Source organism: Roseateles sp. P4_D2 (genome assembly GCF_056401875.1).
This window is the reverse complement of record NZ_JBFUIM010000014.1, coordinates 325,845-345,936: the sequence shown is the minus strand read 5'-3', so window position 1 is coordinate 345,936 and position 20,092 is coordinate 325,845. Positions and strand designations below refer to the sequence as shown.

General features: G+C 67.4%; 17 protein-coding genes. 15 read left to right on the top strand and 2 right to left on the bottom strand.

The features are described from left to right. Nucleotides 1-495, bottom strand: a 495-nt coding sequence (locus AC1DW0_RS24220) for an FGGY family carbohydrate kinase (RefSeq protein ID WP_477948495.1), incomplete at its 3' end; no start/stop codon positions are given. Then, entirely contained in the window at nt 495-1,727 is a 1,233-nt protein-coding gene (locus AC1DW0_RS24215; RefSeq protein WP_056197278.1) for an ROK family transcriptional regulator, read from the bottom strand. The genes AC1DW0_RS24220 and AC1DW0_RS24215, both read right to left, overlap by 1 nt. 172 nt (nt 1,728-1,899) lie before the next feature. On the opposite strand from AC1DW0_RS24215, the gene AC1DW0_RS24210 reads away from it, so the two are divergent. The 15 genes from AC1DW0_RS24210 to AC1DW0_RS24140 all read left to right on the top strand — a co-directional run bounded on the left by AC1DW0_RS24210 (nt 1,900) and on the right by AC1DW0_RS24140 (nt 19,583). Beyond that, nucleotides 1,900-3,423 (top strand): tryptophan halogenase family protein, encoded by a 1,524-nt coding sequence (locus AC1DW0_RS24210; RefSeq protein ID WP_056197277.1) that lies wholly within the window; start codon nt 1,900-1,902, stop codon nt 3,421-3,423. Nucleotides 3,424-3,503: 80 nt separating this feature from the next. Beyond that, complete coding sequence (gene yicI / locus AC1DW0_RS24205; RefSeq protein ID WP_477948492.1) at nt 3,504-5,786, top strand: alpha-xylosidase; 2,283 nt, start codon at nt 3,504-3,506, stop codon at nt 5,784-5,786. Nucleotides 5,787-5,853: 67 nt separating this feature from the next. Continuing rightward, nucleotides 5,854-5,979 (top strand): hypothetical protein, encoded by a 126-nt coding sequence (locus tag AC1DW0_RS24200; RefSeq protein WP_268795236.1) that lies wholly within the window; start codon nt 5,854-5,856, stop codon nt 5,977-5,979. Continuing rightward, a complete protein-coding gene (locus AC1DW0_RS24195) occupies nt 5,976-6,353 on the top strand; it encodes a hypothetical protein (protein WP_457351878.1) in 378 nt (125 codons plus the stop codon). The genes AC1DW0_RS24200 and AC1DW0_RS24195 overlap by 4 nt, the downstream gene beginning before the upstream one ends. Before the next feature lie 21 nt (nt 6,354-6,374). Further along, on the top strand, nt 6,375-7,910 hold the full coding sequence (locus tag AC1DW0_RS24190) for a hypothetical protein (protein ID WP_477948490.1): 1,536 nt from the start codon (nt 6,375-6,377) through the stop codon (nt 7,908-7,910). Then, complete coding sequence (locus AC1DW0_RS24185; RefSeq protein ID WP_477948488.1) at nt 7,907-9,220, top strand: MFS transporter; 1,314 nt, start codon at nt 7,907-7,909, stop codon at nt 9,218-9,220. The genes AC1DW0_RS24190 and AC1DW0_RS24185 overlap by 4 nt, the downstream gene beginning before the upstream one ends. Then, nucleotides 9,220-9,966 carry a polysaccharide deacetylase family protein gene (locus AC1DW0_RS24180; protein WP_477948486.1) on the top strand — a complete coding sequence of 249 codons (747 nt, stop codon included), beginning with the start codon at nt 9,220-9,222 and terminating at the stop codon, nt 9,964-9,966. Before AC1DW0_RS24185 ends, AC1DW0_RS24180 begins: the two co-directional genes overlap by 1 nt. A gap of 20 nt (nt 9,967-9,986) precedes the next feature. Beyond that, entirely contained in the window at nt 9,987-11,147 is a 1,161-nt protein-coding gene (locus tag AC1DW0_RS24175) for an alpha/beta hydrolase family protein (protein ID WP_477948484.1), read from the top strand. A 122-nt stretch (nt 11,148-11,269) separates the two neighbouring features. Then, nucleotides 11,270-13,600: a bifunctional salicylyl-CoA 5-hydroxylase/oxidoreductase gene (locus AC1DW0_RS24170; RefSeq protein WP_477948482.1), complete on the top strand. Its 2,331-nt coding sequence runs from the start codon at nt 11,270-11,272 to the stop codon at nt 13,598-13,600. Then, on the top strand, nt 13,597-14,328 hold the full coding sequence (locus tag AC1DW0_RS24165; RefSeq protein ID WP_477948480.1) for an SDR family NAD(P)-dependent oxidoreductase: 732 nt from the start codon (nt 13,597-13,599) through the stop codon (nt 14,326-14,328). The genes AC1DW0_RS24170 and AC1DW0_RS24165 overlap by 4 nt, the downstream gene beginning before the upstream one ends. Then, complete coding sequence (locus AC1DW0_RS24160; RefSeq protein WP_457322693.1) at nt 14,328-14,810, top strand: MarR family winged helix-turn-helix transcriptional regulator; 483 nt, start codon at nt 14,328-14,330, stop codon at nt 14,808-14,810. The genes AC1DW0_RS24165 and AC1DW0_RS24160 overlap by 1 nt, the downstream gene beginning before the upstream one ends. Continuing rightward, nucleotides 14,807-15,646 carry an enoyl-CoA hydratase family protein gene (locus AC1DW0_RS24155; RefSeq protein ID WP_477948478.1) on the top strand — a complete coding sequence of 280 codons (840 nt, stop codon included), beginning with the start codon at nt 14,807-14,809 and terminating at the stop codon, nt 15,644-15,646. Before AC1DW0_RS24160 ends, AC1DW0_RS24155 begins: the two co-directional genes overlap by 4 nt. A gap of 1 nt (nt 15,647) precedes the next feature. Next, nucleotides 15,648-16,787 carry an acyl-CoA dehydrogenase family protein gene (locus AC1DW0_RS24150; protein ID WP_477948476.1) on the top strand — a complete coding sequence of 380 codons (1,140 nt, stop codon included), beginning with the start codon at nt 15,648-15,650 and terminating at the stop codon, nt 16,785-16,787. Nucleotides 16,788-16,794: 7 nt separating this feature from the next. After that, nucleotides 16,795-18,393, top strand: a complete 1,599-nt coding sequence (locus tag AC1DW0_RS24145) for an AMP-binding protein (RefSeq protein ID WP_477948474.1) — start codon at nt 16,795-16,797, stop codon at nt 18,391-18,393. Nucleotides 18,394-18,416: 23 nt separating this feature from the next. Beyond that, nucleotides 18,417-19,583, top strand: a complete 1,167-nt coding sequence (locus AC1DW0_RS24140; RefSeq protein WP_477948472.1) for an ABC transporter substrate-binding protein — start codon at nt 18,417-18,419, stop codon at nt 19,581-19,583. The last annotated feature ends 509 nt before the right edge of the window (nt 19,584-20,092 follow it).

Sequence of the window (20,092 nt, the reverse complement as noted above, 5' to 3'; positions counted from 1 at the left end):
GTCGCCGGTCAGCTGCAGGCGCAGCCAGTCCTTGGGCAGCAGCACGCTGGACACGCGCTCGAAGACTTCGGGCTCGTGCTTCTTGACCCACAGCAGCTTCGGCGCGGTGAAGCCGGGCATGGCGAGGTTGCCGGCGATGTCGTGCAGGCGCGGCGCGGCGGCCGTCAGCTCGTCGCACTCGGCGTGGCTGCGGCCGTCGTTCCACAGGATGGCCGGGCGCAGCACGGCGTCGTCAGCGCCCAGCAGCACCGCGCCGTGCATCTGGCCGGACAGGCCGATGCCGCGCACGGCGGCAAAGGCCATCGGATGGGCGGCGCGCAGCTTGGCAACGGCGGCCTCGGTGGCCTGCCACCAATCGCTCGGCGCCTGCTCCGACCACAGCGGCTCAGGCGCCGACAGCGTCAGCGCGCTGCCTGCCGTGCCGACGATGTGGCCTTCACCGTCAAGCAGCAGCAGCTTGACTTCGGAGGTGCCGAGATCGATGCCGAGGAACATCAAGCGGACTCCTCGCTGATGCTCTCGCCCACAGCCGTCACCGCGCCGGGCAGGGTAGGCCGGGTCAGGCGGTAGCGGGCCAGCGCGGCCGCGCCGACGGCGACGGCATTGGCGCCGAACAACGAGGTGCGCACGCTCGGCGGTGGCAGGCTGGCCGCTGCGGCGTAGTCGAGCAGCGTGTCCAGCGCTGGCTTCAGGAAGGGCTCGCCCAGTTCGACGACCGAACCGCCCAGCACGATGCAGGCGGGGTCGTAGGCGGTGGCCAGGTTCTGCAGCAGCACGCCGAGATAGCGGCCGGCGGAACTCACAGCCTTCAGCGTGTGCGCGTCCTCGTCGACGAGATGGGCGCGTACTTCGGCCAGCGAGCGCAGTGTCGTGCCATCCTCACTGCCGCCGAGCATGGCGCGCGTCGCGATCAATGCTTCGGCGCAGCCGCGTCGGCCGCAGGAGCAGCGTGGTCCATTGAGCTGCAGCACCATGTGGCCCACCTCACCGGCGAAACCGCGGCTGCCGGTCAGCAGGCGGTCGCCGACGATGACGCCGGCGCCCAGGCCCTGGTTGATGGACACATACAGCAGCGGGTCCGACGTCGGCGCGGAGTTGAACTCCATTTCGCCCAGGGCCGCCACATCGGCTTCGTTCTGTATGAAGAGGGGTGCGCCAGCGAGCGAAGTGTCTTGCAGCTTTTCGCTGAGCAGGGCACCAAAGGGAATATCGCGCCAGCCCAGATTGGGCGCGAAGTGCAGCACGCCGCGCGCCTCGTTGACGCCACCGGGCAGGCCCACGCCGATGCCCAGGATCTGCTGGCCGGCATCCAGCTGCTTGCGCAGCTTGAGCAGCGCCGTGGCGAGGCTGGCGATGCAGGCCTTGGCTGTGCGGTTGGCGCTGTAGTGGGCGACGGTCCAGGCCAGCACCTCGCCGGTCAGCGAGGTGGCGACGACGCGCACGGATTCGATGCCGACCTCGGCGCCGAGCAGCACCAGCCGGGCGGGATCGATGAAGAGGGGGGTGGGGCGGCGGCCCAGGTCGCCGGTCGCGACGACCTCGCGTTCGGCCAGCCAGCCTTCAAGAATCAGTTCGCGCACCAGCAGGCTGACGGTGGACTTCGTCAAGCCGACGGCCACGGCCAGGTCGGCACGCGACAGCCCCGGATTGGCACAGAGATGTCGCACCAGCGCCATGCGATTGATGACCTTGAGCAGCTGTTGGCTGCTTGCGGCTTCGGCCTGCATTTGTCTCCTAGTCCTGCCCATGCTTTTGACGGGCTTGGTGCCATATTAGTTCGGCCGTCGTACGAAGTAAATACGGTAAAAGCCCCTAGCGCGACACAGCCCGACTCGCCGAAGATCGCGCCGCCCACCGGTCCTGTGGTGAGGCTCCATAAAAACTGGCCCAGAGACAGCCATGTCCGATCCCTCCATCCGCAAGATCGTCATCGTTGGCGGCGGCACCGCCGGCTGGATGGCGGCTGCGCCGCTGGCTCAACGCTTTGCGCAGGCCGGCCAGGGCGCCTGCGAGATCGTGCTGATCGAGTCGCCCGACATCGGCACGATCGGCGTCGGCGAGGCCACGCTGCCGCCCATCCGCGCCTACAACCAAACTTTGGGCCTGGACGGCGCCGAGTTCGTCAAGCGCACTCAGGGCAGCTTCAAGCTCGGCATCGAGTTCCGCGACTGGGGCCACGTCGGCCACCGCTTCTTCCATGGCTTCGGGGACTTCGGCCCGGCCATCGACGCGCGCGCGCCCTGGCAGCACTGGCTGCGCTTGCAGCGCCAGGTGGACGGGCTGCCCAGCTACGAGGACTGGTCAACGTCCACCGTCATGGCCAGGCGCAACCGCTTCACGCCCCCCGAGGGCGGGGCGCCGTCGGCGGCCAATGCCTATTCCTTCGCCTACCACTTCGACGCCGGCCTGTACGCCGCCTTTCTGCGCGAGTACGCGATGGCGCGCGGTGCCCAGCGCATTGAAGGGCTGATCGTCGATGTCGAGCTGCGTCCCGAGGACGGTTTCGTCGCCGCGGTCAAGCTCAAGGACGGCCGCCGCATTGATGGCGATCTCTTCGTCGACTGCTCGGGTTTCCGTGCGCTGCTGATCGGCGGCGCGATGCAATCGCCCTTCGAGGACTGGAGCGCGCTGCTGCCTTGCAACAGCGCCCAGGCCGTGCCGAGCGAACGTGTCGAGCCGCTGACGCCCTACACGATGTCGACCGCCAAGGCGGCGGGCTGGCAGTGGCGCATTCCGCTGCAGCACCGCACCGGCAATGGCCATGTCTATTGCAGCCAGTTCATCAGTGACGATGAAGCCGCCAGCACGCTGCTGGCCGGGCTGGACAGCAAGGCGCTGGACACGCCGCGCCAACTGCGCTTCACCACTGGCCGGCGCAAGCAGGGCTGGGTCAGGAACGTCGTCGCCATCGGCCTGGCTTCAGGCTTTCTGGAACCGCTGGAGTCGACCAGCATCCAGCTCATCATGGACGGCGTCGGTCGCCTCATCCAGTTCTTCCCGGACAGGCAGTTCAAGCCCCACCTGGCGGCCGAGTTCAACCGGCGCATGGCCCTGCAGTACGAGTCCATCCGCGACTTCATCGTGCTGCACTACAAGCTGACCGACCGACGCGACGCCGAGCTGTGGCGCTACTGCGCGGCCATGCCGATCCCGGACACGCTGGCCCACCAGATCGAGCTCTTTCGCAGCGCGGGCCGTGTCGCCATCCTCGACCCCGACGGCTTTGCCGAGCCGTCGTGGGTGTCGCTCTTCTTCGGCCTGGGCCTGCGGCCCGAGAGCTACGACCCCTTCGTCGACCACATCGACCCCGAGGCCCTGCTGCAGCACTTCGTGCGCCTGCGCCAGGCCATCACACACACCGTGGGCGGCATGCCCGAACACGGCGACTACGTCGCGCGCCACGTCAAGGCGCCTTCAGCCTAGGAGACCCGACAGACCAACCAAGCAAGAGGGGCCGGCGCACCCGCCGGCCGACCGGAGACAACAAGGAAGATTGATTCATCATGAAGTTCACTGACGGACAGTGGATGCATCAGCCGGGCGTGGCCGCACATTACGCGGCCGAGGCCTATGCGATCGAAGTCCACGAAGACCGCCTGGTCGTGCTCGCCACGACCCGCCCCATCAAGCACCGCGGCGACACGCTGCAGGGCCCCACGCTGACCGTGACGCTGAGCTCGCCGCTGCCCGGCGTCATCCGCGTCAGCGTCGAGCACTACGCCGCATCCAGCGCGCCGCGCCTGCACATCCCCATGCCCGGCGCCGGCAAGCATCCAGTGCAGATCGACAACGGTGACACCCAGGCCACGCTGACCTCGGGCGCGATTTCTGTCGACGTCAAAAAGGGCGACGGCTGGAGCCTGACCTTCCGCGAAGGCGACCGCGTGCTGACCAAGAGCGACTGGCGCGGCCTGGGCTTCATCCAGTGGGCCGGCAAGGACGGCCTGGTGCGCCACCACGTCCACGACCAGCTGTCGCTGGGCGTGGGCGAGAACGTCTACGGCCTGGGCGAGCGCTTCACGCCCTGGGTCAAGAACGGCCAGATCGTCGAGAACACCAACAAGGACGGCGGCACCGCCTGCGAGCAGGCCTACAAGAGCGTGCCCTTTTACCTGACCAACCGCGGCTACGGCGTGCTCGTCAACGAGGCCGGCCCCGTGTCCTTCGAGGTCGGCTCGGAGAAGGTCGCCCGCGTGCAGTTCAGCCGCGAGGGCGAGAGCCTGGACTACTGCGTCATTGCCGGCCCCACGCCCAAGGACGTCGTGGGCCGGTTGACAGCGCTGACAGGCCGCGCCCCGCTGCCCCCGGCCTGGAGCTTCGGCCTGTGGATGACGACCTCGTTCACCACGCAATACGACGAGGCCACCGCCACCCACTTCATCGACGAGATGGCGCGCCGCGAGCTGCCGCTGTCGGTGTTTCACTTCGACTGCTTCTGGATGCGCGAGTTCCAGTGGTGCGACTTCGCCTGGGACCCGCGCGGCTTCCCCGAGCCCGAGGCGATGCTCAAGCGCCTGCACGCCAAGGGCCTCAAGATCAGCCTCTGGATCAACCCGTATGTGGCGCAGAAGTCGCCGCTGTTTTCTGAAGGCGTGAAGCACGGCTACTTCATCAAGAGAACCAACGGGCTGACCTTCCAGACCGACCAGTGGCAGCCCGGCATGGCCATCGTGGACTTCACGAACCCGGCCGCCAAGGCCTGGTACCAGGGCCACCTSAAGCGCCTGATCGCRCAAGGTGCGGACTGCTTCAAGACCGACTTCGGCGAGCGCATCCCCAGCGARGGMGTSACCTACTTCGACGGCTCCGACCCCGTCGAGATGCACAACCTGTACGCGCTGCAATACAACCAGGCCGTCTTCGAGCTGCTCGAAGAAGTGCAGGGCAGCGACGCCATCGTCTTCGCCCGCTCCACCTACGCCTCGGGCCAGCGCTTCCCGGTGCACTGGGGCGGTGATTGCTGGAGCACSTTYGARTCSATGGCCGAGAGCCTCAGGGGCGGCCTGTCGCTCACAAGTTGCGGCTTCGCCTTCTGGAGCCATGACATYGGCGGCTTCGARGGCAACCCGCCGCCGGCCGTCTACAAGCGCTGGATCCAGTTCGGSCTGATGTCCTCGCACAGCCGCCTGCACGGCAGCAGCAGCTACCGGGTGCCATGGCTCGTGGACGAAGAGAGCTGCGACGTGCTGCGCGCATTCACGCGGCTCAAGCACCAGCTCATGCCGTATCTGTACGCCAAGGCGCATGAGGCGACGCAGACCGGCGTGCCGCTGATGCGCGCCATGCTGATGGAGCACCCGCAGGACCCGGCCTGCGCGACGCTGGACCGGCAGTACCAGCTCGGCGAGAGCCTGCTGGTSGCRCCSGTSTTCACSGAGRGCGGYGAGGTGGACTTCTACCTCCCAGAAGGGACGTGGACCCATCTGCTGAGCGGCGAGAAGCGCGAAGGCGGCCGCTGGCATCGCGAGGTGCATGGCTTCCTGTCGATGCCGCTCTATGCGGCACCGAACAGCGTCATCGCCTGGGGCGCCGAGACCGAGAAGCCGGCCTACGACTACGCCCGCGGCACGGTGCTGCGCGTGTTCGAGCTGGATGACGGCGCCAGCGCGGCCTTCACGGTCGTGGGCGCGGACGGCAGCATGGCGGCGCGTGGCACGGTCAGCCGCCAGGGCGGGCAGTACACGGCGCAGGTCAGCGAGGGCGCGCTGCGCGACTGGGGGCTGGAGGTGGACGGGCGGCGCAGTGCTGTGCAGGCTGAAGGCGCCTCGCTGAGCTGGACGGCCTGACCGGTTTCTGGCCCTCGAGCCGGTGGACGCTCAGGCGTCCACCGGTTCATTGCTTGATGGAGTGACGATGGCTGTGCGTCGTGTTCGAGACCTGCTGCTGATCGCCCGCACGCCTTCACGCGTCTACGCCAAAGGCGTGACACTGAACGTCAACGGCGCTGCCGACTGCATCAACTGGATCGTCTCACCATGAGTCCCCATCTCCGCTGCTTCGTCGCGACCGGCCTGCTGGCCGGCGGCCTTGCGCGGGCCTGGGGCGATGTGAAGGGCTGGGCATGGGTAACCCTAGCCCAGCACCGCATGCGCCTGAGTCAAAATGACAGCGTTGTCGTTCAAACCCGTGTGATGGAGCTTGCTGATGAACTGGTTGCCCGCTGGCGGGGCTCGGCCTACCGCGTGGGCATGCAGGCCAAGGACTATGTCTGGGGCAGCAATGCCGTGCAGCCGGCACGGTCCTATCTGGACCATTTCTGCAGCTATGCCAGCAACGAGGTCGCCGTCAACTGGAATGCGCCGCTGGTCTACGTGTCGGCGGCGCAGCAGGCGCTGACGCCGCGGGCCCGATAAGGCAGGCCAGGAGAGCAGACGATGCACCACCGCAGATGGTTGGCGAGGCTGCTGTTGGGACTGCTTGGCTGGAGCCCCTTGGCCTGGTCTGCGTCATGGGTGCTGGCCGAGAGCCCGCATTTCCGCATGCTGGCCCAGACGTCCAAGCGCACGGCCGAGGGCAGGCTGCAGGATCTCGAACGCCTGCACGAGGCCATGCTGCTGACCCTTGGCGCCAGCCAGGGCCTGGCGCGCCCGCCCTTTCCCATCGTGCTCAGCGACGACCCCGACCTCATTGCCCGGGTCCAGCCCTATCTGCGCAACCGTCGCCTGGCGGGGCTGTTCGTTTCGGGCAGCGATGGCGCCCAGGCTTTCGCGGTCAACCATCTCTGGTCGAAGGACTTCACCGGCCAGGTGCTCTTCCACGAGTACGCGCACCGCGTGATGGCTCAGTACGCCCGCATGGCCTATCCCGTGTGGTATGTCGAGGGCTACGCCGAGTACTTCGGCGCGACGCGCATCGCCCCGGACTCGATCGAGATCGGCGCGTTCAATCCCTCGGCCGCGATCCTGGCCCAGCGCCCCTGGCTGCAGCCGGCCAGGCTGCTCAAGCCGAGCTTCCAGTCCACCGGGGACAAGGACATCGACGACAGCTTCTTCGGCGTCTTCTACGCGCAGTCCTGGCTGCTGACCCACTACGTGCTGTCCAAGACCGAGCGCGTCCAGCGCTTCAACGAGTACTTCCGCCGTGTCGCGGCCGGGGAGGACGCGCTGACGGCGCTGGAGCCCGCCACAGGCATAGCGCCCAGCCGCCTGAACAGTGAGCTGCGCAGGCATCTGGACAACCTGTATGTGGCGCAGATCCCGGGTGGCGCGCCAGCCGCGGTGCGCACTACAGAGCTGCCCACCGAGCAGGCCGAGGCCGAATTCGACGGCATGGTCATCGCCTCGCGTCCTGAAGCCGAACATGGCAAGGCCGTCCTGGCCCGCCTGCAGGTGAGCGTGAAGAAGGCCGGCGGCGACCGTGCGCCCGATGTCATGCGCTGGGCGCTGGCGCATGCCGAGATCCGCTATGGCGAGGCGGACAAGGCCTTGCAGATCCTTGCTCCGTGGGCCCAGCAGGAAGCACCGCCCTTTGAAGCCAACCGCCTGCTCGGCTGGGCCTGGCAGGCTGTGGCCGCACAGGCGAACGGCGCCGAACGCACCCAGGCACTGGAACAGGCGCGCGCCTGGCTGATGGCAGCCTACAAGCAGCGCCGCAACGATGCACCCACGCTGTATCAGCTGGCCCGCGTGCTCGGCGTCAAGGGCGTGAGCCCCAGCATGACCAACGCGGCAGACGCCGCCAGCGTGCTGGAGCCCCAGGTTGGCGACTACGTCTACCTCGCCGTCTGGGCGCATCTCGAATCCGGCAACCGCGACAAGGCCCTGCGCGGTCTGCAGTCGCTGGCCAGCAACCCGCACGGCGGCGAGGGCACCGACAGGGCCCGGGCCGCGCTCCAAGCCCTGCAATCCAATCAAGAGGCGTCTGACGTCCTCGCCTTGCTGAACGGCACCAAGAAGCCCACCCCACCATGACTCAATCCATTCGCCACCCATTGACCTGGGTGCCCTCGCTCTACCTCGCCATGGGCCTGCCCAATGTGATGGTGGGGGTCGTCGCAGCCATCATCTACAAGAACCTCGGCATCTCCAACGAGGACATCGCGCTCTATACCTCGCAGATGTACCTGCCCTGGGTGCTCAAGCCCCTGTGGGCGCCACTGCTGGAGGCCTACCGCAGCAAGCGCTTCTGGGTCATCAGCATGGAGTTCACGATGGCCGCCGCGCTCGGCCTGGTGGCGCTGTGCCTGCCGATGGAGGGATTCTTCAAGCTCTCGCTGGCCTTCTTCTGGATCGTCGGCTTCGCATCGGCCACGCAGGACACCTGCGCCGACGGCGTCTTCATGACGACCGTCTCCAAGACCGACCAGGCGCGCTACTCGGGCCTGCAGGGCATGTGCTGGAACATGGGCGCCGTTGTCGCCTCGGGCCTGTTCGTGTCGCTGACGGGCTATCTGCACAACCACATGGCGATGAGCTGGGTGCAGTGCTGGGTCATCGTCGTGCTGATCGCCGCAGCGTCCATGGCCCTCTTCGGCCTGTGGCATGTGCGCGTGCTGCCGCCGGGCGCGCCGTCCACGCTGCACGGCCAAGGCCTGAGCGGCGGCCTGACCGCCACGGCCGAAGCCTGGGTCACCCTCTTTCAGAAGCCGCAGATCTGGATGATGCTGGCCGTCATCTTCTTCTACCGCTTCGGTGAAGGCTTCATCGAGAAGTTCGGCCCGCTCTTCCTGCTCGACAGCATCGCTGCCGGCGGCCTGGGGCTGGACAACGAGTCGCTGGGCCACATCAACGGCACGGTCGGCACGCTGTCCTTCATCGCCGGGGCCTTCCTGGGCGGCTTCTTTGTCGCCAAGCGCACGCTGCCGCGCAGCTTCTTCACGCTGGCCCTGGTGCTCAACATCCCGCACCTGACCTATTTCTACCTGGCCCAGTCGATGCCGACGGACACGACGACCGTCGCGGCCATCGTCTGCATCGAGAAGTTCGGCTTCGGCATGGGCTCGGTCGGCCACATGCTTTACATGATGCAGCAGATCGCCCCGGGGCCCTTCCGCATGGCGCACTACGCGATGGCCACCGGCGTCATGGCGCTGACCAAGTGGGGCACCGGCAGCGTCAGCGGCCTGCTGTGGAACTACGTCAATCACCAGTACGTGAGCTTCTTCGGCTGGGTGCTGATCTTCTCCATCCCGCCCGTGGTGCTGGCCTGGCTGGCGCCCTTCCCGCATGACCACGAGGAGGCGGGCGAGTTTGGCGAACCCGCCGCCGTGGCCGGCCACTGATGAGCCTGCTGCTGGCCATGGCCCTGGCCGCCGCCACGTCCGGCCAGCCCGCCCAGCCCGCTCAGCCCGCCTGTGCGGCCGATGCGCTGGGCACATCGCGCACGTTGACGTTCAAGCGCGAGGGCGCGGCCTGGGGCAAGGCGCAACATGCGGCGCTGCCAGGGCTGGCGCCGAAGGAGGTCGTGCTGACCTTCGACGACGGCCCGCGGCCCGAGTCCACACCGCTGGTGCTGAAGGCCCTGGCCGACCAGTGCGTGAAGGCCAGCTTCTTCATGAACGGCGAGCCCATGCGCGCCCACGCCGCCCTGGCCCGCCAGGTGCGCGACGCCGGCCACAGCGTCGGCATGCATGGTTTCCAGCATCTGGCATTCGGTCAGCTGCCCGCACCGGCGCAGATCGCTGACCTGGATGCCATGGTGGCTGCCTACCGTGAAGTGCTGGGCAGCGAGCCGGCGGCCTATCGATTCCCCTTCCTGGCGGAATCACCCGTGCTGATGGCCGCGCTGCGCGAGCGCGACATCACCGTCATGTCCGTCGACGCCGGTGCCGAGGACTGGCTGCCCGACCAGACGCCGCAGATGCTTGCGACCAAGCTGCTGGGCCAGCTGGCCAAGAGCGGCGGTGGCATCGTGCTGCTGCACGACGTTCAGGACCAGACGGCGCGGGCGTTGCCCTTTTTGCTGCAGTCGTTGAAGGCCAGCGGCTATCGCGTCGTGCACCTGCGCTGGGACGACGTGCCGCGCTGATCGCCTCCCAAAGGAATTCCATGTCTCGCCTGCTGGCCCGATTGCTCCTTCTTCTGGCCACCGGGGGGCTGGCGTGCGCCCACGCTGCCGACTTCGTCGCCCCACCCGGCCCGTACGCGGTGGGCAGCACCAACATGGCGGTCGCCACCAGCGCCGCTGGCGACCGGCCGCTGGTGGACTATCTCAACGGCAAGGTCGACGGCTCGCGCAGCCTGTACGTCGATGAACTGCTGAGCCGCCGCGACGCCGCACAGCTGCTCAAGGTCACCGTACCGGCCAACGAACCCGGCGCGGGGGCGCTGGCCGGGCAGCAGCTGCCACTGCTGCTCTACGTCCTGTATCCCACCCGCGCCGACAACGCCCGGCCGAACTATGCCTTCCCCTACAAGGACACCGGCGACAACGTCTTCCCGCACATGCAGGCGCCGGGCGAGCGGCCGGTTTTTGCGGACCCGGCCGCCAAGTACCCGCTCATCGTCTACTCGGGCGGCTACAACACCCACGGCCTCTGGCATCTGGCCCACCTCAAGCAGCTGGCCTCGCACGGCTACATCGTCGTCGACATCTTCCATGGCGATGGCCGCGTCAGCGGCTATGCCGAACCCGTGGCCCTGCGCCGGGTGGCCTTCAAGGCGGCGCTTGACCATGTGCTCAGCCACCCTGACTTTGCCGGCGCGGTGGACACGGCCCGCATCGGCGCCTCGGGCGCCAGCGCGGGCGGCCAGACGGTACTGGCGATGCTCGGCGGCGCCGACCCGGCTGTGCCCGGGCAGTCCTTTCGCGACGCCCGCCTGAAGGCCGGCTTCGGCCTTGTGCCCTTCCTGGGCGCCAGCTTCGGCATCTGGCCCTTCCAGACCCATGCCTGGTCCTTCGGCCGCGACTTCAGCGGCCTTGCCCAGGTCAAGACGCCGTTCTTCGCCGTCTATGCCGAGAAGGACGGTTCGGTCTCGCCCGACAGCGTCAAGGCCGGCGTGCGCCGCCTGGGCGGCCCGGCCTGGGCCGTCGAAATGCCGGGTGAGGGCCACCTCCTCAGCGGGCCTGCCGAACAGGAAGCCACCGCCTGGGAGCTGCTGTTCTTTGACGCCTATCTGCGGGACAACGCGGCGGCCCGGGCGCGCCTCGCCGATGTCAAGCCTCTAGCCGGTGGGCGCGGCACCGTCAACTACAGCAAGCCGCGCTGACGCCGTCGCGCCGCCCCTCCCCACCGCTTCAAGCTGCGGGTTTGTCCGTGGGGTTGCAGTCAAGATAAATGCTTGACGTTTGAACTATCGATTCCTAAAGTGCTACGCAGAAGGGGTTCCCCATGCGTATCACCTGTGTCGGCGGCGGGCCCGCCGGCCTGTATTTCGCGCTGTTGATGAAGAAGGCCGACCCGGCCCACCAGGTCAGGGTGCTGGAGCGCAACCGCGCGGGCGACACCTTCGGCTGGGGCGTCGTGCTGTCCGACCAGACCGTCGACGCGCTGCGCGAGGCCGACGCCGAGACCGCTGAGCAGATCAGCGAGGCCTTCAACCACTGGGACGACATCGCCGTCCACTTCCGCGGCCGCAGCATCGTCTCCAGCGGCCACGGCTTCTGCGGCATCGGCCGCAAGAAGCTGCTGAATATCCTGCAGGCGCGCTGTGAGGGGCTGGGCGTGGAGCTGGTCTACGAGACCGACGTGCTGGACGACGCCGACATCGACGCCGACCTCATCATCGCCGCGGACGGCCTGAACAGCCGCATCCGCCAGAAGTACGCCGCCACCTACCAGCCCGACGTCGACCTGCGCGCCTGCCGCTTCGTGTGGCTGGGCACGACCAAGCTCTTCGACGCCTTCACCTTCGACTTCCAGCAGACCGAATGGGGCTGGTTCCAGGCGCACGCCTACCGCTTCGATGCGACGCACTCGACCTTCATCGTCGAGGCGCCCGAAGACGTCTGGCGCGCCGCGGGCTTGGAGGACATGAGCAAGGAAGACGGCATTGCCTTCTGCGAGAAGCTCTTCGCCAAGGTGCTGGATGGCCACCCGCTGATCTCCAACGCATCGCACCTGCGCGGCTCGGCGTCGTGGATCCGCTTCCCGCGTGTCGTCTGCAAGACCTGGGTGCATCACAACGGGCGCGCGCCGGTTGTGCTGATGGGCGACGCCGCCCACACGGCGCACTTCTCCATCGGCTCGGGCACCAAGCTCGCGCTGGAGGACGCCATCGACCTGGCGCGAGACATCCAGGCGCACAGCGACCTGGCAGCGGCGCTCGACGCCTATGAAGCCACGCGCAGCATCGAGGTCTTGCGCATCCAGAACGCGGCGCGCAACTCGACCGAGTGGTTCGAGAACGTCGAGCGCCATGCGCGGCTGGCGCCCGAGCAATTCGCCTATTCGCTGCTGACCCGCTCGCAGCGCATCTCGCACGAGAACCTGCGCCTGCGCGATGCGCGCTATGTCGGCGAGTTCGAACGCTGGCTGGCGGCGCAGAGCGGTGTCGATGCTCAGGTGCCGCCGATGTTCACGCCCTTCAAGCTGCGCGGCGTCACGCTGAAGAACCGCGTCGTCGTGTCGCCGATGGCGCAGTACAGCTGTGAGGACGGCATCCCCGGCGACTATCACCTGGCCCACCTCGGCGCCCGGGCGCTGGGCGGGGCAGGACTGGTTTTCGCCGAAATGACCTGCGTGTCGCCCGACGCGCGCATCACGCCGGGCTGCCCGGGCCTGTGGAACGACGGCCAGGGCGCCGCGTGGCAGCGCATCGTTGAGCATGTGCACACCCACAGCAGCGCCAGGATCGCCATGCAGCTCGGCCACGCCGGCCCCAAGGGCTCGACGCGCGTGCCTTGGGAAGGCGAGGACCTGCCGCTGCCCGACGGCAACTGGCCACTGATCTCGGCCTCGCCGCAGCAATACCTGGATGGCATCAGCCAGGTCGCCCGGGCGATGACGCGCGCCGACATGGACCGCGTGCGGGAAGACTTCGTCAGCGCCGCTCGCCGCGCCGCCGATGCCGGCTTCGACTGGCTGGAGCTGCACTGCGCCCACGGCTATCTGCTGTCCGCCTTCATCTCGCCGCTGACCAACCACCGCGACGACGACTACGGCGGCTCGCTGGAGAACCGGCTGCGCTATCCGCTCGAAGTCTTCACGGCGCTGCGCGAGGTCTGGCCGCTGGACCGGCCCATGTCCGTGCGCATTTCGGCTCACGACTGGGTGCGGGGCGGCACGACGCCCGAGGACGCAGTGACCCTCGCTGCCGCATTCAAGGAAGCGGGCGCCGATCTCATCGACGTGTCGTCCGGCCAGGTCAGCAAGGCGCAAAAGCCCGTTTACGGCCGCATGTTCCAGACGCCGTTCGCCGAGAGCATCCGCAACCGCGTCGGCATCGCGACCATGGCCGTCGGCGCCATCTCCGAGGCTGACCACGTCAACAGCATCATCGCGTCGGGGCGCGCCGACCTCTGCGCCATCGCGCGGCCGCACCTGGCCAATCCAGCGTGGACTTTGACCGAGGCCGCGCGCATCGGCTACCGCGGGCCTATCGGACTGGAATGGCCAAAACAGTACCTGTCCGGCAAGAGCCAGCTGGAGCGCGAATTCGAGCGCCAGCGCGCAGGCAATGTGGCCGCAGCCGAGCAGGCGAACAAGGCGTTGGGTGTATGAAGCACGCAGTGGTGACGGGTGGAGGAAGCGGCATCGGCGCCGCGGTGGCGAAGCGGCTGCTCGCGGACGGCATGCGCGTCACATTGATGGGTCGCAACGAAGATCGCCTGCGCAGTGCACAGGCGGCGTTGGGTGATGTGGCCATCCAGATCTGCGACGTCGGCAACGAGGACAGCGTCACCGACGCCTTCGCTGCCGTGGGCGACGTGGACATCCTCGTCAACAACGCCGGCCAGGTCGAGACGGCGCCGCTCGCCCGCACCTCGCTGGAGCTGTGGCAGCGCCTGCTCAACGTCAACCTCACCGGCAGCTTCCTGTGCAGCCGCGCGGTGCTGCCCGGCATGCTGCTGCGCAAGGAAGGTCGCATCATCAACGTGGCCAGCACGGCGGCGCTGAAGGGCTATGCCTATGTGGCGGCCTACTGCGCGGCCAAGCATGGCGTGCTGGGACTGACGCGGGCGATGGCGCTGGAAGTGGCGGCCAAGGGCGTGACGGTCAACGCGGTGTGCCCGGGCTACACCGAGACCGACATCGTCGCGAATGCCGTCGACACCATCGTCGCCAAGACCGGCCGCACGGCCGAGCAAGCGCGCACAGAGCTGGCCAAGGTGAACCCGCAGGGCCGCCTGATCCAGCCCGAGGAAGTGGCGGACACCGTGGCATGGATCGTCGGCAACGGCGCCATCAACGGCCAGGCCATTGCCGTCTGCGGCGGGGAGACGATGTGATGTCGGCCACCGAGTCCGATCTCGAAACGCGTCTTTCGGAAGACGACCACCAGGCCCTCAGGCTGTGGCTGCGCCTGCTGTCCTGCACGACCCGCGTAGAGGACCAGATTCGCCAGCGCCTTCGCGCCGATTTCGGCACCACGCTGCCGCGCTTCGACCTGCTCGCCCAGCTCGAGCGCCACCCCGACGGCCTGACGATGCGCGAGCTTTCAAAGCGCCTGATGGTGACCGGCGGCAACGTGACCGGCATCACCGACCAGCTCGAAGCCGAAGGTCTGGTGCTGCGCGAGACCCGCGCCGACGACCGCCGCAGCTTCATCGTCAAGCTCACGCCGCAGGGCCGCCGCCAGTTCAAGCGCATGGCCGCCACGCACGAGGGCTGGATCGTCGAGCTGTTTGCCGGCTGGACGCCTGCGCAGAAGACCCAGGTCCACGAGCTGCTCGCGCAACTGAAAACCCATTTGGCCAAGGATGCCGCATGACCCCCTATCTGACTTCCGGCAACAGCCAGAGCCTCGCCGGCTACAGCCCCGAGCACTTCGTCTGGCAGCAGCAGGGCGCCGTCGGCGTCATCACGCTGAACCGGCCGGAGCGCAAGAACCCGCTGACCTTCGAGTCCTACGCCGAGCTGCGCGATCTGTTCCGCCGGCTCAGCTATGTCGACGACGTGAAAGCCATCGTCATCCAGGGCGCCGGTGGCAACTTCTGCTCCGGCGGCGACGTGCACGAGATCATCGGCCCGTTGACCGGCATGAGCATGCCCGACCTGCTGGCCTTCACGCGCATGACGGGCGATCTGGTGAAGGCCATGCGCGCCTGCCCGCAACCCATCGTCACGGCCATTGACGGCGTCTGCGCCGGTGCCGGCGCCATCATGGCGATGGCGTCCGACCTGCGCGTCGGCACCGCACGCAGCAAGACGGCCTTCCTGTTCACCCGTGTGGGCCTGGCCGGCTGCGACATGGGTGCCTGCGCCATGCTGCCGCGCATCGTCGGCCAGGGGCGGGCGTCGGATTTGCTCTACAGCGGACGCAGCCTGGGTGGCGAAGAGGCGCTGTCCTGGGGTTTCCTGAACCGCTTGATCGCGCCCGAGCAACTGTTGAATGAAGCGACGACCTGGGCTGGCGAGATTGCCGCCGGCCCGAGCTTCGGCCACGCCATGACCAAGCGCATGCTGCATCAAGAGTGGTCCATGGGCGTGGACGAAGCCATCGAGTCCGAGGCGCAGGCCCAGGCCATCTGCATGATGACCCAGGACTTCCACCGCGCATTTGAAGCGTTTGTTGCGAAGCAGAAGCCCGTGTTCCAGGGAGACTGAGATGGACCATCTCGACTGGCCCTTCTTCGACGCCAAGCACCGCGAGCTGGCGGCCGCGCTGGATGCGTGGTGCGGCGAGCATCTGCAGCATGTCGACCATGACGGCGACATCGACGCGCAATGCCGCACCCTGGTCGCCCAGCTCGGCCAGGCGGGTTGGCTGAATCATGCCGTGGCTGGCGAAGGCCAGGCCATCGACACCCGCGCCATCTGTCTGATCCGCGAGACGCTGGCCAAGCATGACGGCCTGGCCGACTTCGCCTTCGCGATGCAAGGCCTGGGCTCGGGCGCCATCTCGCTGCAGGGCACGCCGGCTCAACGTGAAAGGTATCTGCCGCGGGTTGCTCGTGGGGAGGCGTTGTCGGCATTCGCGCTGTCCGAGCCCGAAGCTGGGTCCGACGTCGCCGCCATGCAATGCAGCGCCACCGAGGACGGTGACAGCTATGTGCTGAACGGCGAGAAGACCTGGATCTCCAACGGCGGCATCGCCGACTTTTACGTGCTGTTCGCGCGCACCGGCGAAGCGCCCGGTTCGCGTGGCCTCTCGGCCTTCATCGTCGATGCCGACCTGCCGGGATTCGACATTGCCGAGCGCATCGACGTCATCGCGCCTCACCCGCTCGCGCGGCTGCGCTTTACGAATTGCCGTGTGGCCAAGAGCCAGATGCTCGGCGTGCCGGGCGAGGGCTTCAAGCTGGCCATGCGCACGCTGGACGTCTTCCGCACCTCCGTCGCCGCCGCTGCGCTGGGCTTTGCCCGCCGCGCGCTGCAGGAAGGTTTGAAGCAGGCCAAGGAACGCCCAATGTTTGGTGCCCGCCTGGCCGACCTGCCGCTGACCCAGGCCAAGCTCGCCGACATGGCCTGCACCGTGGACTCGTCCGCGCTGATGGTCTACCGCGCCGCCTGGCAGCGCGACCAGGGCAAGACCATCACCAAGGAAGCCGCGATGGCCAAGCTGATGGCCACCGAGGGCGCGCAGCAGGTCATCGACGCTGCGGTGCAGCTCTTCGGCGGCCGCGGCGTGCGCCGGGGCGAGATCGTCGAATCCCTTTACCGGGAAATCCGTGCGCTGCGCATCTACGAGGGCGCCAGCGAAGTGCAGCAACTGATCATCGGTCGCGAACTGCTCAAGCAAGCCTGAGGACGTCATGCACCCATCGGCCCATCTGGATACCTTCGCAAGAGACCACCTCCCGCCGCAGGACCAGTGGCCGGAGCTGGTGTTCGAACTGCCCGAGCTGCAGTTCGGCCCCAGGCTGAATGCGGCGACCGAGCTGCTGGACCGCTGGGTCGAGCAAGGGCAAGGCGACCGGCCCTGCGTACAAGGCGCTGGCGTCCGCTGGACCTATGCCGAGCTGCAGGCCGAGGCCAACCGCATCGCCAACGTGCTGGTCAACGAACTCGGCGTCGTGCCCGGCAACCGCGTGCTGCTGCGCGGTGCCAACACGCCGCAGCTTGCAGCCTGCTGGTTCGCGGTCATCAAGGCCGGCGCGATTGCCGTTGCGACGATGCCGCTGCTGCGTGCGATCGAACTCGGCAAGGTCATTGCCAAGGCCGAGGTCACGCATGCGTTATGCGATGCGGCACTGGCAGATGAGCTGGCGGCAGCGCAGTTGCAGAACCCGCTGCTGCGCGGCATCTGCCATTACCGCAGCTGCGAGCCAGGCGGCCTGGAAGCGCGCGCCGCGCGCCAGCCGGCCTGGTTCACGAATGTCGACACCGCCAGCGACGACTGCGCGCTGATCGCATTCACATCTGGCACGACGGGCCAGCCCAAGGGCACGATGCACTTCCATCGCGACGTCATCGCGATCTGTCGGTGCTGGCCGGTGCATTGCCTGCGCGCCCAGGCCAACGACGTCTTCATCGGCAGCCCGCCGCTGGCCTTCACCTTTGGCCTGGGCGGCCTGCTGCTGTTCCCGATGAGCGTGGGGGCATCTGCGGTGCTGCTGGAGAAGCCCGCGCCCGAGCTGCTGCTCGCGGCGATTGCCGAGCACCGCGCCACAGTCTGCTTCACTGCGCCGACTTCCTACCGCGCGATGGCGCCGGTGGTGGCGCAGCACGACCTCTCGTCCCTGCGCAAATGCGTCAGCGCGGGCGAGGCCTTGCCCGCCGCGACGCGCGCGCTGTGGAAGCAGGCAACGGGCATCGAGCTGCTCGACGGCATCGGCGCGACGGAGCTGCTGCACATCTTCATCTCCCATACCGAAGAGACGGCCAAGCCCGGCGCCACCGGCAAGCCCGTGCCCGGCTACCAGGCCTGCATCCTCGACGATGGTGGCCAGCCCCTGCCGGCGGGCAAGGTCGGCCATCTCGCCGTCAAGGGCCCGACGGGCTGCCGCTATCTCGCCGACGAGCGCCAGCATCAGTATGTGCAGGACGGCTGGAACCTCACCGGTGATTCCTACCTGATCGACGACGAGGGCTACTACGTCTACCAGGCGCGCACTGACGACATGATCATCTCGGGCGGCTACAACATCGCCGGCCCCGAGGTCGAGGCCGCGCTGCTGAGCCACCCCGCCGTGGCCGAATGCGGCGTCATCGGCGTGCCGGACGAAGAGCGTGGCCAGTTGGTGAAGGCCTTTGTCGTGCTGCGCGCGGGCCATGCCGGTGACGTGAAAGCGCTGCAGGAGCATGTGAAGGCCACCATCGCGCCCTACAAATACCCGCGCGCCATCGAGTTCCGCACCAGCCTGCCGCGCACCGAGACGGGCAAACTGCAGCGCTTCAAGCTCAAAGCCTGACCCCTTCCATGGAGACCCTGCGCATGAAGAAGACTTTTGCCGCCATCACCCTCGGCCTTGCCTTGCTCCCCACGGCCCAGGCCGCCGACAAGCTCAAGGTCGGCTTCCTGAGCACATTGTCCGGCCCCGGTGCTGGCCTGGGCGTAGACATCCGCGATGGCTTCGCGCTCGGCCTCAAGCACAGCGGCGGCAAGTTCGGCGGCCTGCCCGTGGAGATGATCACAGCCGATGACCAGCAGAACCCAGAGGTCGCCAAGCAGGGCGCCGAGCGCCTGATCAAGCGCGACAAGGTCGACCTGATGACCGGCATCGTCTTCTCCAACGTGATGCTGGCCGTCGGCCCGTCGGTGTTCGACGCCAAGATCCCCTACATCAGCGCCAACGCCGGTCCGTCGCAGTACGCCGGTGAGCAGTGCAACCCCTACTTCTTCAACGTCGCCTGGCAGAACGACAACCTGCACGAGGCCGTGGGCAAGACGGTGACGGAGAAGGGCTTCAAGAAGCTCGTGCTGCTGGCGCCCAATTACCCGGCCGGCAAGGACGCGATGACGGGCTTCAAGCGCTACTACAAGGGCGCCGTCGTCGAGGAGATCTACACCAAGCTCGGCCAGTTGGACTACGCAGCAGAACTGGCGCAGGCGCGCGCCGCCAAGCCGGATGCGATGTACATCTTCCTGCCCGGCGGCATGGGCATCAACTTCATCAAGCAGTTCGTCGGTGCGGGCCTGTCCAAGGACGTGACGTTGTTCGGGCCTGGGTTCTCGGCCGACGAGGACGTCATCAAGGCGGTGGGTGAGCCGATGCTGGGCATGTTCAACAGCTCGCATTGGGCGCATGACATGGACAACGTGGCGAACAAGAAGTTCGTTGCCGATTTCCTGAAGGACTACGGAAGGCTGCCGTCGCTGTATGCGAGCCAGGGGTATGACGCGGCGTTGTTGATGAATGCGGCGGTGAGGGATGTGAAGGGAAAGGTGGAGGACAAGCCTGCTTTGTTGAAGGCGATCAAGGCGGCGAAGTTCGAGTCGGTGCGTGGGGCGTTCAAGTTCAATCGGAATCAGTACCCGATTCAGGATTACTACTTGCGGGTGATCACGAAGGATGGGCAGGGAAGGGTGACGAACCGGACGTTGGGGAAGATCTTCACGCAGCATGAGGATGCGTATGCGGCCTCTTGCAAGATGAGCTGAGGGCTGTTTTGTCGCAGCATGGGTTGACGTACAGGCCCAGCCGGGATTTCGTCCCGGCGGCCGACCTACTTTTTGCGCCGCCAAAAAGTAGGCAAAAAGCTCTCCCCTGCAAAACCGCCCGGCGGAGCCGGGTCTCCTGCGATGCTCGAAGCCCGGGGCCGCGCCCAACTCACTTCGCTACGCTCCGTTCAAACAAAGGGGCGCGAAGTCAGTCGTCGAAGCTCGCTGCGCTCGCGCCCCGGGCTTCTGCGCTTCTCGGCGGTTTAGAAGGGGAGGCTCCCGAAACAACCGGGCAGCCGACAGCCAAGCCCGAAGGCCGTTCGCAACGAGGCATTTCTATTTCCCCCTCTGAGCCCGCCGAGAAGCGCAGGGCCTTGAGGCCGCGAGCGAAGCTCGCTTCAAGCTCTGACTCCGCGCAACTGTTTGAGCAGAGCGTAGCGGCGCGAGTTTTGCGCGGGGGCCTCAAGGACCGAGCATCGCAGGGCACCCCGCTGCGAAGCAAAGGGGCG